The sequence below is a fragment of the Pedobacter sp. SAFR-022 genome (assembly GCF_051965375.1).
Classification (GTDB): Bacteria; Bacteroidota; Bacteroidia; order Sphingobacteriales; family Sphingobacteriaceae; genus Pedobacter.
In genome coordinates this window covers 707,702-722,067 of record NZ_JBQCME010000001.1, presented here as the reverse complement: position 1 = coordinate 722,067, position 14,366 = coordinate 707,702, and the positions used below count along the sequence as shown (strand labels likewise).

The following is a 14,366-nucleotide window of genomic DNA, read 5'->3' as shown; positions in this document are numbered from 1 at the left end:
ATTAATGGATATGAAACCGCTTAAAAAAACGCTCCAGGCAGAAACCCTGCAGGCGGCAGCTATTGAACCGCTCAACAATAAACGTTTTATCAATGCTGCAATCCTGGTGGCCTCTCTCGGCTATTTTGTGGACATCTATGATCTGCTCTTGTTTAGTATTGTACGTGTAGCAAGTTTACAATCTCTGGGCTTCAGTGGTCAGGAGCTGACCAGTTCAGGCATCTTTCTGCTAAATGTTCAAATGATCGGATTGTTGGTGGGCGGTATTGTCTGGGGTGTACTCGCAGATAAGAAGGGACGGCTGTATGTGCTTTTTGGATCAATATTCATGTATTCTATAGCCAATATTGCCAATGGGTTTGTCTATTCCATAGAGAGTTATGCTTTTTGGCGCTTCATTGCAGGTTTCGGCCTGGCGGGTGAGCTCGGTGCCGGAATTACGCTGGTGGCGGAACTGATGCCTAAAGAAAAGCGTGGTTATGCTACGACCATCATTGCCTCGGTAGGCGTAAGTGGCGCAGTGGCAGGCTATTTCATTGCACAATACTTTGATTGGCGCACCTGCTTTTTCATTGGCGGCGGACTTGGGCTCTCTTTGCTGCTGCTGCGGATCGGGGTTGCAGAATCGGGTATGTTCGACAAGACGAAGGAGGATACGGTAAGCCGGGGTAATTTCTTCGCACTATTTGAACGAAGCCGCTTTCTCAAATACATGCGCTGTATCGTTATTGGTTTGCCCTTATGGTTTGTTGTTGGCATACTCATCACGTTTTCTCCGGAGTTTGGAAAAGCGTTAAACGTGCAAGGCGATGTGAATGCCGGTGCTGCAGTAGCTTGTTGTTACGGTGGTTTGGTCATTGGCGACATTCTCAGCGGACTGCTCAGTCAGTACCTGAAGAGCAGGGTTAAGGTTGTGTATATTTACCTTTTTCTGTCGATGCTATCCATTGCGATCTACTTTTTATCGGGTAGTTCAAGCCTGTTTAACTTCTACCTGATCTGCTTTGTACTTGGGATCTCGGTTGGCTATTGGGTGATATTCATGACCATCGCTACGGAACAGTTTGGTACCAACCTGCGGGCTACGGTGACTACTACCGTACCGAACTTTGTGCGGGGCTCGGTCGTACCAATGTCACTGCTATTTCAATACCTTATAGGTGTTTTTAATGGCTCGCTGGTGGGCTCGGGAATAGTTGTGGGGCTATTGTCGCTGGGCCTTGCATTCTGGGCTTTGCACTATATGCAGGATACCTTTTCGAAGGACCTGGATTATATTGAGGAATAGCATATCAGGCAACCTGCCTGTGCTGCCATGACAGTTCAGGACGGTTGCCTGCTTTTCATTGTATATATTCAAACACTTGGTTTTAAATATATTAAAATGAAAAGAGGTTTAATTATTTTATGCTATTGGCTTCTTGCGTTCACCGCGACTGCGCAGGAGAAGCAAATCAATCCTGAACTACTAAACCAGCAATGGCCATCCCGATGGATCAGTCATCCTGAAGGCCCGCAACGGGATTATGGTGTCTTCCACTTCAGGAAAGTCTTTCAGCTCACAAGCGTCCCGAAAAACTTCGTGATACATGTTTCCGCCGATAACCGTTACCGGCTGTTTGTAAATGGGAAAGCAGTGTCCATGGGTCCTGCAAGGGGAGATCTATACAACTGGTATTATGAAACCATAGATCTTGCACCGTTTTTAAAAGCTGGCGATAACATTATTGCCGCGAAAGTCTGGAACATGGGGGTGCATGCACCGGTGGCACAGGTTTCCAATCAGACTGCACTGGTGGTTCAGGGAGATAATAAAGAAGCATCCATTGTTAATACCAACAACACCTGGAAAGTATTACGTGATCCTGCTTATTCGCCAGTTTCAACAGATAACGGACCAAGGTTACGCGCCTATATGGTTATTGGCCCAGGCGATAAAGTTGAAGGCGCCCAGTACCCATGGGGCTGGGAGTCTGTTGATTTTAACGATAGCGGCTGGGTAAATGCTGCTGCCATTGCTTCGCCGGCACCTTTCGGTAAAGGCACGGACAATTTATGGACACTGGTGCCCAGGAACATCCCTCAAATGGAGGAAACACAGCAACGCATTTTGAAAGTGCGCCGTGCGGAAGGCATTGAAAAAGATGAAGGTTTTCTAACTGGAAAAAAAGCGTTTTCGATCCCGGCAAATAAGAAGGTGAGCATCCTGCTTGACCAAACCTTTAATACCATTGCCTACCCGGAACTACTGCTTAGCAAGGGAAAAGGTGCATCCGTAAAAATGACCTTCGCAGAAGCATTGGTGGATGAACAAGGCAATAAGAAGAACCGGGATCAGGTAGAGGGTATGCACATCAATGGCAACTATGACATCTTTGTTGCTGATGGTGGTGACAAGCGCCTGTTCCGTCCGCTTTGGATGCGCACGTACCGCTATGTGCAGCTGGATATTGAAACCAAGGATGAAGCACTGCAGATCGATGATATCTACGGTATGTACACCGGCTATCCTTTCGAAGAAACCGCAAAGTTCAGCAGCAGTGATGCTTCCTTGAAAAACCTTTGGGATGTAGGCTGGAGAACCGCACGTTTGTGTGCCGGGGAGACTTACTATGATTGTCCTTATTACGAACAGCTGCAGTATGAAGCGGATACCCGTATTCAGGCTTTGATCTCCTTATATGTTTCTGGTGATGATCGTTTAGCCAGAAAAGCCATCCTGGATTTCTACCACTCCATGGTACCCGAAGGATTAACCCAAGGGCGCTATCCAAGTAATCGCCTGCAGGTCATTCCTCCTTTCTCCTTATGGTGGGTATCAATGATCTACGATTACTTCATGCACCGGGACGACAAAGCATTTACAGCAGAATTCCTGACCGGCATCTCTAGTGTACTCACCTGGTATAAGAAACATCTGGATCCGGAGAAGGGCATTCTTGGACCTATGCCCTGGTGGAACTTCGTGGATTATACGCATGTTTTTCCAAACGGCGTTCCGGATGGCGCAGATGATGGGAATTCTTCTGTGATCAGTTTACAATATGTATATACGCTGCAACAGGCTGCGAAGATCTTTGATTATCATGGTAAAAGCCAGCAAGCAGAGCAATACCGGGCTCTGGCAAGCAAAATTGCAAAGCGGACTTATGAGCTTTGTTATGATAAATCTAAAGGGCTGATGGCTAACACCCCCGAATTTAAAGCTTACAGTCAGCACGCCAACATTATGGCCGTGTTAACGGATGCTATTCCGAAAGCAGCGCAGCAAGCACTGATGAAAAGGGTTATTGCGGATACCACGCTGGGGCCGGCAACTTTCTACTATCGTTTTTACCTGAATCAGGCGCTTAAGGCTGCGGATCTCGCAGATCTGTATTATGGGCAGCTTACGCCTTGGCGCGATATGCTGAAAATGGGGCTCACCACCTTCGCAGAAAAGCCTGAACCAGCACGGTCGGATTGTCATGCCTGGAGTGCAAGTCCGAATTACGATTTCCTGGCAACCATCTGTGGCATCATGCCAGAAGACATCGGGTTCTCCTCTGTTCTGATTAAACCTGCCTTAGGGGAGCTGAGCTATGCGAATGGGTCCATGCCACATCCAAAGGGTACGATACAGGTGGATTTGAAAAGGAAGGGCAAAACAGGCTTGAAGGCGAAGGTTAATCTTCCTGCGAATCTGAAGGGTAATCTGGTTTGGAATGGAAAATCCATTCCGTTGACAGGAGGTGTGCAGGAGATCGATCTGTAGCATGTAGGACTATGTGTTGTGTAGTCTTTTGATTACCAGCAGGATAGTACGGGTTGCCGCTGCTTTTCTTTATGTTTTAATTTACAGAATAACCAAATATATCATCATGAACGGATTTAATTTATCAACTTTTGGTAGAATCAGGTGTGTACTGACTTTATCAATGATGTTGATTGTGTCGCTCGCCTTTGGGCAGACGCAATTCAATGTAAGTGGCAAGGTGACTGACAATGCCACAGCACTCCCGGGTGTGACAGTTCAGGTAAAAGGAACCTCCAGGGGTACCTCTACCGATCAAAATGGTACCTTTTCCATCGCTGCGGCGAAAGGGGAGGTCCTGGTATTCCGCATAATCGGATATGATGCTAAAGAGGTTGTTGTAGCTTCGGCTACACCGATGAATGTAAGTCTTGCGAGTTCCAACAACGACCTGAATGAAGTTGTTGTTATTGGCTACGGTACCCAAACCAGAAAAGATATTACCGGTGCAATCTCAAACCTTTCGGCGAAAGAAATGAAAGATGTTCCCGTGGGGCAGTTTACACAGAAACTTCAGGGTCGGATACCAGGTGTTCAGATCAGCCAGACTACCGGGCGTCCGGGACAGGGTATGGCGGTAAGGATCAGAGGTTCAGCGTCCATGAATGCTGGGAATGGTCCATTATACGTTGTTGATGGTCAACCGATCAGTGGAGATATCAACAACATCAATCCAGATGAAATCGAGTCTTTCTCTGTGCTCAAGGATGCCTCTGCCACTGCACTTTATGGTTCCAGAGCTGCTAACGGTGTTGTGCTGATTACCACGAAAAAAGGTACTGGCACCCAGGGTGTAAATGTTTCCTTTTCCGCGTATGGTGGTGTACAGTCTGTACCGGAGCGTGGCCGCCCTGATGTGATGAATGCTACAGAATTTGCCCAATGGCAAAAGAACTACTATGAAGATAAAATTAAGTATGAGAATTGGGTAAATCCTGCAAGTGGCCTTGCAGAGATCCCGGCCGAATACCAGAATCCGTCTCAATATGGGGAGGGTACAAACTGGTATGACGTGCTGCTTGATCAAGGCGCTCCCATTCAGAATTATTCCCTTTCGGTTACTTCAAATACCGAAAAATACAGCTCTGCCGTAACTGCCGGTTATTTTAACCAGCAAGGTGTATTGCTGAATACCGGATATCAGCGCTTCTCCTTCCGTTCGAACAATGAGTTCAGACCGAATGACCGCATTACGTTGGGCTTCAACATTGCGCCGACATTGCAGTTAGATCATAACACGCTGGTGAATACGGACGGACAACGCCAAGTGATCGATGGTGCATTCATCACCAGCCCAATCTCTCCGGCGATTAATCCGGATGGAAGTTTGCCGCTGACGACCAATACGTTCGGTATGTTCCCGAATCCAAACTGGTATCGGGTACTGAAGGAGAAGATGGATAACTTTAAGCGTACCCGTACCTTGGGTAATGTTTATGGAGAGGTTAAAATCCTGGATGGTTTGGTTTTCAAAACTCGTGGAGACTTTGACCTGGAGTCCAGAACACAACAAAATTTTGTCTCTTCTACTTCTGGAGGCGGTCTGTTTGTTGCGCCGCCGCAACGTGCAACAGGTGCCTATAACACACAAAACTATTACTCCTGGTTAAATGAGAACTTGCTAACCTATACTAAGTCGCTTGGAGATCACCATTTTGACGTGCTTGCAGGTTATACTTCTCAAAAATTCAGACAGGAAAACAGCGGCATCAATAAAACCGATTTCCCGAGTGACCAAATACCATGGCTGAATGCCGCTGCAACGGTAACAGGTGCTGGAAGCAGCACCTCTGCATGGTCCTTGCAGTCGGTGATCGGACGTTTGAACTATAACTACAAAGGTAAGTATTTGCTTTCTGCCGCTTTAAGGCGTGATGGATCTTCGAGGTTTGGAAGTGAAAATAAATGGGGTTCTTTCCCATCCGTGTCTGTCGGCTGGATTGCCAGTGACGAAGAATTCCTAAAAAACAATGAGAAGATCTCCTTCCTGAAATTACGCGGAAGTTATGGCTTGGTGGGTAACAACAATATCGGTAACTATACCTCTATTGCGATGTTGAGCCCTACCAACTATGTTTTCAACAGTTCCCTGGTTCAGGGACTTTCCATCAACTCACTAGGTAATCCGCTGTTAAGTTGGGAAACGACTAAACAATGGGATTTTGGTTTCGAACTGGGTTTATTCCAAAACCGTGTGAACATCGTTTATGACTACTATAACAAGAAAACCGACGGCATGCTTTATCCTGTAGAGCTTCCACGTGCTTCAGGTTTCGGTTCCATTTGGACCAATATCGGCGCTTTCAAGTTCTGGGGCCATGAGATTGGTATCAGCACCAAGAATCTTACCGGTGAATTCACCTGGAACACGGATTTGAACATTACTTTTAATCGTAATGAAGTATTACAACTTGGAACAAATGATACACCTATTGGTGGCTATACGGAGCAGGGCGACTTCAACCGTACTGCTGTCGGGATGCCAATCGGCCAGTTTTATGGTTACATCTTCGACGGCGTTTACATGACCCAACAGGAGTTTGATACGCAGCCGAAACATAAGTCATCTCAAATCGGAACGACCAGAATGAAAGATATCAATGGAGATGGGGTCATTGATCTTAACGACCGAACTTACATTGGTGATCCAAATCCGGATTTCGTATTTGGATTGTCGAACAACTTCAGCTACAAAAACTGGGATTTAAACTTAATGATCGCCGGATCAGTAGGTGGTAAGACCATGAATGCTACCTACGAGAATACCGAGAACCTGGATGCAGTGTTCAACGTGAGAAAGGTTGTTTTAGGTGGCTGGCGTTCTCCGGAAAACCCGGGCAATGGTGAAGTGCCAAGAACATTGGCGGGAACCACAGAATTGTTCCGCTTTACGAACTCCCGTTGGGTTTATAATTCCTCGTATGTGTCGCTAAGGAACGTCACCTTAGGTTATAACTTCAAAATGCCGGAAAGCAAGTACCTGAAGTCTGTACGACTATATGCAAGTATCCAGGAGGCCCTGATGTTAACCAAATATCCAGGATTAAACCCGGAAGTAAGTACCAGTGGTGTTAACCCATTGAGTTTGGGCATTGACCAAACTGCCTATCCGGTACCAAGAACATTCACTTTTGGCTTGAACGTTAACTTCTAACTCAGAAATCATGAAAACAAAAATATTATATACAGCCGCTTTAATCCTGATGATCCTGGCGGGTTGTAAAAAAGACTTTTTAAATCTTACGCCTGATTCGGAAGCGAATGCAGAGGATTTTTACAAGACTGCGGAGCAGTTTCAGCAGGCGGTAAATGGCGTATATGAGCCGTTAAGAGCGACAGTTGGTGAAAGTGGGTTTATCATGGGCGAAATGCGCTCAGATAATACCCACTATGATTATTACGCACCGGATAGAGGTATTCACATCATCCGGAGAGAAAATATAGATGACTTTCTGGATGATTCCCAGAACCAATGGACAAATGGCTACTACAACACCTGCTATGTAGGTATTGCCAGGGCGAACACCATTCTTAGCCGTATTGAAAGTGCAGACTTTGATCAGGCGGCAAAGGATCAGATCATTGGAGAAACGAAGTTCTTACGGGCCTACTACTACTTTAACCTGGTACGTTATTTTGGTGGTGTGCCTTTGTTCCTGACAGAAGTACAAAAAGAAGCAGATGCTTTCCTGGCACGATCTACGCCGGATGAGGTTTATGCGCAGATCATCAGTGATGCCAAAGACGCAGTTGAAAAACTAGCAGCACCAACGTTCCCTCAGAACGGTCGCGCAACAAAAGGATCAGCAGCTACACTGTTGGCAGAGGTTTACATGACCCGCAAAGATTTTGCAGCTGCCGAGCCACTATTAAGGTCGGTAACAACGATGGGCTATAACCTGCTTCCAACCTATGCGGATGCATTTCAACTGGGTAACAAGAACAGTCGTGAGTCTGTATTTGAAATTCAGTTCATGATGGGTGACCAGGGACAGCAAAGTATGTTTAGTTATTGGTTTATACCAAAAGCTTCGAATGTGGAACTAATCACCGGTGTGGTTTCGAATACCTTGAACTATGGCGGCTGGAATGTGCCTACAGACGATATGCTGAACACTTATGAAGCAGGCGACAGCAGGAAAGATGCTTCTATCGGTATTGCTGAGGGCGTTATTGCGGGTGATGGTAGCTTCGTGATCCAGGCTTCAAAAAGTATTCAGGACTATGTTGTTCCGGCAGGTAAGATTGCGAAGCCTTTTGTGAAAAAGTATTTACATCCACATAGCCGTGAGCGTAATACGGATGATAACTGGCCGGTTTACCGCTACTCGAATGTACTCTTAATGTTGGCAGAGTGCCTGAATGAAATGGGTAATCCTGGTGACGCGTTAACTTATCTCAATCAGGTACGTAAACGTGCTGGCGCAACACTTCCCAACATTGTTGAAACTGGTAAAGCTGCACTGGCAGACATCATTGCCCATGAAAGACGGGTGGAGCTTGCATTTGAAAATCACCGCTGGCATGACCTGGTAAGAACAGGAAAGGCAATTGAAGTGATGACCGCACACGGAACTCAAATGAAGGCGACTTACAACTTCATTTCACCCAATGCCTATAATGTAACGCCAGACAAATTGATTTTCCCTATACCTTATCTGGAGCTGCAGCTTAACGGCGCATTAACTCAAAATCCAGGTTATTAAATTGATACTATGAGGTGGACCTTATTGTTACTGTGCTGCCTGCTTGCGCCCCTATTTGTGCAAGCAGGCGCACAACCTACGAAGCTGAGCGTCGAAAATAAAACCGGGGTTGTGGCTATAGACACGCAGCAGCCTGTATTTGGCTGGAACATCACTGCCGATACCCGTGGATATAAGCAAGCAGCCTGGCAGCTGCAGGTCGCATCTGACCTGCAGCTATTAAAAGCAGGTAAAGCTGACGTTTGGGACTCCCGGAAAGTAGCAGGCGATGCCCAGCATTTTATCAGGTACAAGGGCACTGCATTGAAAGCTGCAAGCTCCTATTATTGGCGGGTTCGTATCTGGTCGGCCGATGGTTCTGCATCTGACTGGAGCGAACCTTCAAGTTTTATTTCCGCAGTGTTGGATAAAGCAAAGTGGAGTAGCGCGAAGTGGATTGCCTATGAAGTGCTTGACCCTGCATTAAAGGTTTTCCCAGGTATACACATGAATGGAGACCATCTGGGGGAGAAGGGCCTGCAGCGTGCTGTGATTCCTATCTTTCGAAAGCCCTTTTCGGTAACGAAGAAGGTGAAATCTGCATTGTTATTTGTATCAGGTCTAGGCCACTATGAAGCAGTACTAAACGGAGAAAAAGTCGGCGAAGATTTCCTTGCACCAGGCTGGACGAACTATGATAAGCGGGTGCTCTATAATGCCTATGATGTAACCACTCAAGTAGGTAAGGGGGAAAATGTTGTGGGTGCAATTGTTGGCACCGGCTTTAGGTATATCAATCGGGAACGGTATAGAAAACTGGTTATTGCAGAAGCCTTTCCCATGCTTCGTATGATGCTGGTGATCCGGTATGATGACGGTAGTACCGCAGAAATTAAGACAGACGAAAGCTGGAAAACCACTGCTTCCGCGATTACTTTTAGTAGTATTTATGGGGGTGAAGATTATGATGCCAATCTGGAAACACCCGCCTGGGAAACTAAAGGCTTTGTGGCTTCCAAATGGAAGCCTGTGTTGGTTACAGATGGGCCTAAAGGGGAAATGTTCATTCAAGCGGATTATCCTTTGAGGGTGATGCAAAGTTTTAAAGGCAAGGAAGTAAAGAAGCTTGGAAAGAACAAGTTCCTGTACGACTTTGGTCAAAATGCCTCCGGAATTGTTCGTTTGGAAGTTAAAGGTTCCAAAGGCGATAAGATTAAGATTACACCTGCAGAGGTGCTTGATGAAAAGGGTTTACCTTACCAAAATGCATCTGGTGGGCCGTATTATTTCAACTATATCCTCAAGGGTCAAGGGCTTGAAAGCTGGACACCAAGATTCAGTTATTATGGTTTCCGATATGCTATGGTAGAAGTTGAAAGTGAAAATACATGGACCGATGATGCGTTGAACATTCAATTACTGCATACCCGGAACAGCTCGCCAACGGTTGGTGCCTTTGAATGTTCCAACCCCTTGTTTAACCAGATCAATGGTTTGATAAACTGGGGCATAAAGAGCAATATGGCCAGCGTGGCTACAGATTGTCCGCATCGGGAGAAGCTTGGTTGGTTGGAACAGACCCACTTGATCGGTTCCTCGCTGAAGTACAACTATGATATCCTGAACTTATATAACAAGGTGATTGATGATATGATTGAAGGGCAGTTGCCGAATGGGCTGGTTCCGGATATTGTACCGGAATATGTGCCTTTTGAGGGTGGCTTCCGCGATTCTCCGGAATGGGGCAGTGCTTCGATCATTATACCCTGGTACCTGTATCAATGGTATGGTGATGCTTCGATACTGAAGAAGTCTTACCCTATGATGAAGCGGTATCTCGCTTATTTGGGAACAAAGGCGGATCAACACATCCTTAATCATGGGTTGGGCGACTGGTTTGATCTGGGTCCGAAAGATCCTGGTGTATCACAGCTTACGCCGATTGCTTTAACGGCTACAGCAACCTATTTCTATGACGCAAAACTACTATCCGGGATCGCGGCCGCTATAGGCGAAACACAAGATGCCCGGAAGTATGCGGAACTGGCCGATGCGATTAAAGTTGCTTTCAATGGCAAGTTCCTGGATGAAAAAACAGGTATATATGCTACAGGCAGTCAGACGAGTTATGCCATGCCGCTTTACATGGGGCTGGTCGATGAACATTTGAAAGGCAAAGTGTCTAAGAACCTTAGAGATTCCATTTTGGCATCCAATAAGGCACTTACGGCGGGTGATGTTGGCTATCGTTACCTCCTGCGTGCGCTTGAGGCAAATGGCGGTTCTCAGCTGATCTACGAAATGAATAATCGTGATGATGTGCCAGGCTACGGTTATCAATTAAAACATGGTGCCACTGCACTTACCGAATCCTGGCCGGCATTGAAATACGTGTCAAACAACCATATGATGCTCGGCCATTTGATGGAATGGCTTTATAGTGGATTGGCAGGTATTAAACAGCAGCCAGGGGATTTCGGCTTTAAAAAAATCCTGATCGAGCCAGCGCTGGTAGAAGGTTTAGACTGGGTTAATGCAAGCTATCAATCGATAAATGGCGATATCAAGGTGCGTTGGAAAAAGGAAGGTAAGCAGGTCCAGCTAACGCTGAACATACCCGCCAATACCTCCGCACGGGTACTCCTGCCGACCAAGGACTTGCAGGCTGTGCGTGAAAATGGCAAATCAATAGGGAGCGATCCAAATGTAAAAGCTGCAGGTAAGCAAGGCGATAAGTTTGCTCTTGATATCAGCTCCGGTACATATTCATTAACTTTTAATGAGCAGTCATGAAAATAAATAGCCTTTTCCGGTGGACGAGCGCTTTATTGCTGACGGCAGTTGGCTTAAGCGCCGTTGGACAACAAGCGGTAAAACCGCCAGGATCTTTCGCTGCCTTGGCGAAGCAGTTTAAAACGCCTGATAAACAGTTTGGTTCTGCACCGCTGTGGGTATGGAATGCCAACGTGACGGAAGGCAAGATCGACAGCATGCTGCTGGAATTCAAGGCAAATGCTTTTGGTGGTGTGTTCGTGCACCCACGCCCGGGGCTGATCACACCTTATCTTTCCAAAACCTGGAGTGATTTGTATCGATACACCGTCCAACGCGGGAAAGCCTTGGGGCTGGAAGTGTGGATCTATGATGAGAACTCCTATCCAAGCGGCTTTGCAGGTGGGCATGTGCCTGAAGCCATGCCGGAGTCCTACAATCAGGGGCAAATGCTGCATCTGCGAAAAGCAGATCTAGTAGGACCTGCGGATAAGGTGTTCTTAGCATTAAAATCTACTGGCTCGGGCTTTCAGAAGGTAGATCCAGCGGGAAAACAAGACAAAGGAACCTACTATCTTTTTGAAAAACAGCAATATGAACGAACGCCTTGGTATGGAGGTTATTCTTATGTAGATCTGATGGTAAAAGGTGTTACGGAGAAGTTTATCGAGGTCACGATGAAGGGCTATGAACAGTTCTTCGGAAATGAGTTTGGAAAAACCGTTCCGGGTATCTTTACGGATGAGCCAAATATTGAGGTGCAAGGCTCGGGTAACATCCGCTGGACACCAGATTTGTTTGAAGTGTTCAAAGCCCGTTGGGGTTATGACCTGGAGACGCATTTGCCATCGTTGTTTGAAGAAATTGGCGACTGGAAAAAGGTGCGGCATAACTACTATCAGGTGTTGCTACAGCTTTTCATAGATCGTTGGTCTAAACCCTGGCAACAGTATACCGATGCTAAAAACCTGGAATGGACGGGGCATTACTGGGAACATGGATGGCCAAACCCGAACCATGGCGGTGACAATATGGCAATGTATGCCTGGCACCAGCGTCCGGGAATAGATATGCTTTTTAACCAGTTTGATGAGGAAAGTGCGAATGCGCAGTTCGGCAATGTTCGGGCAGTGAAAGAGTTGGCCAGTGTCGCCAATCAGCTTGGGAAGAAAAGAACGCTAAGTGAAACCTACGGCGGCGGCGGCTGGGAGCTCACTTTTCAAGACCTCAAGCGGTTGGGCGATTGGGAGTTTGTGCTTGGTGTGAATTCGCTTAACCAGCATCTTGCCTATATGACGCTGGTTGGTGCCAGGAAGTACGATTATCCGCAATCGTTCTCTTATCATAATCCCTGGTGGCCGCATTATGAACCCTTAAACAGGTACTTCTCCAGGTTATCGCTGGCCCTGTCCAGCGGAAACCAGGTTAATGATATCCTTATTCTGGAACCTACTACGGCAACCTGGATGTATTCGGCCTATGAGAAACCCAATGCGCGGCGTAACGAGATTGGACAACAATTCCAATCTTTTGTAACCCGACTGGAAAAGCAACAGCTGGAGTATGACCTGGGTTCAGAAAACATCATTAAAGATCATGGAAAAGTAGCTAAAAATATGTTTGTGGTAGGTAACCGGCAGTACTCCAAAGTCATCCTTCCCCCTGGAATGGAGAACCTGGACCAAAGTACTGCTGGCTTACTTAAACGATTCGTTCAGCAAGGTGGCGAATTGATTGTATTGGAGCAGGTAAAGTATATTGACGGCAGCCCTGCAGCTGAAGCACTTACTGACATCAATAATAAACGATGTCAGGAAGGGTCGAATGATGCTGCATTGTTGCAAAGCCTGAAAAGCAAAACGTTGTCCTTTGATCAAGCTAGCCTGACTAAGGGAAAGTTGTATCACCACCGTCGAGTGCTTAGCGATGGTGAACTGCTGTTTTTGGTAAACTCGAGTTTAGAGGAACCGGTAAAAGGCAGTTTTCAGGTGAAGCAAAAGCAAGTCGTGTTGCTTGACCTGATGACCGGTGAACGCTACCGTTACCCATCTACCGCATCCGGTGCTTCGACGCAGGTGAAATTTGAACTTCCTGCTGCTGGAAGTATGCTGTTTTTTCTTTCGGATGCAAAAATGGATGACTATCCTATTTATCAGCTGCCCAAAGCGAATTCAGGAAAGGAGGTTACCGCTTCGACCACAGTTAAATACATGGAACCGAATGTACTCACGCTCGACTTTGTAGACGTAAATTTAGGTGCTGCGACATTAAAAGGTATGCAGGTCTATCACGCCTCTGACACCATATTTAAACACTTTGGGTTTACTGACGGTAATCCATGGAACACTTCAGTACAGTACAAGGATAACATCATTAAACGGGATACACTAACCTCAGGCGGCTTCAGCGTAGATTACCATTTTAATGTTGATGGGCAGGTTGATCTTAAATCCATTCAGCTGGCTATCGAAAGACCATGGTTATGGACTGTTGAACTAAATGGGACGACGATAAAGGCAAACGTTGGAAGCTGGTATCTGGATAAGGAAATATTAGGATTTGATGTTGGTACCCTGGTGAAGGCTGGACAAAATACCCTGCGGTTGAAGTCTGAGCGGATGCGTGTATATTCGGAGGTGGAGCCTGTTTATGTGCTCGGAAATTTCGACCTTAAGGCAGCAGCAAAAGGATTTGACATCATCCCTGCCACAGCAGCAAAAATTGGTAGTTGGAAGTCAATGGGACGACCGATGTACGGCAAGCTGACGAGCTACAGTAAAACACTGAAGGCGGTTGCTGGAAAAAGCTATCAAGTAGGCTTAAAGGAATGGAAGGGTACAGCTGCAATCTTATTTGTCAACGGCGAAAAAGTTGCTGATTTAAGTTATGCACCATATGCATCTACGCTTAAAGGGCTTAAGCCGGGTAATAACCTTGTAGAAATACAGGTAATCGGAAGCCTGAAGAATACTTTGGGTCCGCATCATAATCGTCCTAAACCCGGTCTCGTTAGTCCTTGGTTGTGGCGGGGAGTGAAAAGCTTTCCTTCCGGAACTGAATATGATCTGTATGATTATGGTCTTTTACAAGATTTTCAAATCACAGCGCTTAACTAA

Annotated in this window: 6 protein-coding genes; all 6 read left to right on the top strand. The window is 46.3% G+C overall.

Going from position 1 to position 14,366, the window contains the following annotated elements; genetic code table 11:
• Window positions 1-10 precede the first annotated feature (10 nt).
• The 6 genes from ACTHQF_RS03075 (at window position 11) to ACTHQF_RS03050 (ending at window position 14,366) form a co-directional block, all read left to right on the top strand.
• The gene (locus ACTHQF_RS03075; RefSeq protein WP_440428381.1) at window positions 11-1,288 is read left to right on the top strand and encodes an MFS transporter; all 1,278 of its coding nucleotides are present in this window, start codon (window positions 11-13) and stop codon (window positions 1,286-1,288) included.
• Between the two features lie 96 nt (window positions 1,289-1,384).
• Window positions 1,385-3,754: an alpha-L-rhamnosidase-related protein gene (locus ACTHQF_RS03070; protein ID WP_440428380.1), complete on the top strand. Its 2,370-nt coding sequence runs from the start codon at window positions 1,385-1,387 to the stop codon at window positions 3,752-3,754.
• A 106-nt stretch (window positions 3,755-3,860) separates the two neighbouring features.
• On the top strand, window positions 3,861-6,947 hold the full coding sequence (locus tag ACTHQF_RS03065; RefSeq protein WP_440428379.1) for a SusC/RagA family TonB-linked outer membrane protein: 3,087 nt from the start codon (window positions 3,861-3,863) through the stop codon (window positions 6,945-6,947).
• A gap of 10 nt (window positions 6,948-6,957) precedes the next feature.
• Window positions 6,958-8,499 carry a RagB/SusD family nutrient uptake outer membrane protein gene (locus ACTHQF_RS03060; RefSeq protein WP_440428378.1) on the top strand — a complete coding sequence of 514 codons (1,542 nt, stop codon included), beginning with the start codon at window positions 6,958-6,960 and terminating at the stop codon, window positions 8,497-8,499.
• Window positions 8,500-8,508: 9 nt separating this feature from the next.
• Window positions 8,509-11,271, top strand: coding sequence for a family 78 glycoside hydrolase catalytic domain (locus tag ACTHQF_RS03055; RefSeq protein ID WP_440428377.1), 2,763 nt, complete (start codon window positions 8,509-8,511; stop codon window positions 11,269-11,271).
• Complete coding sequence (locus ACTHQF_RS03050; protein ID WP_440428376.1) at window positions 11,268-14,366, top strand: glycosyl hydrolase; 3,099 nt, start codon at window positions 11,268-11,270, stop codon at window positions 14,364-14,366. The genes ACTHQF_RS03055 and ACTHQF_RS03050 overlap by 4 nt, the downstream gene beginning before the upstream one ends.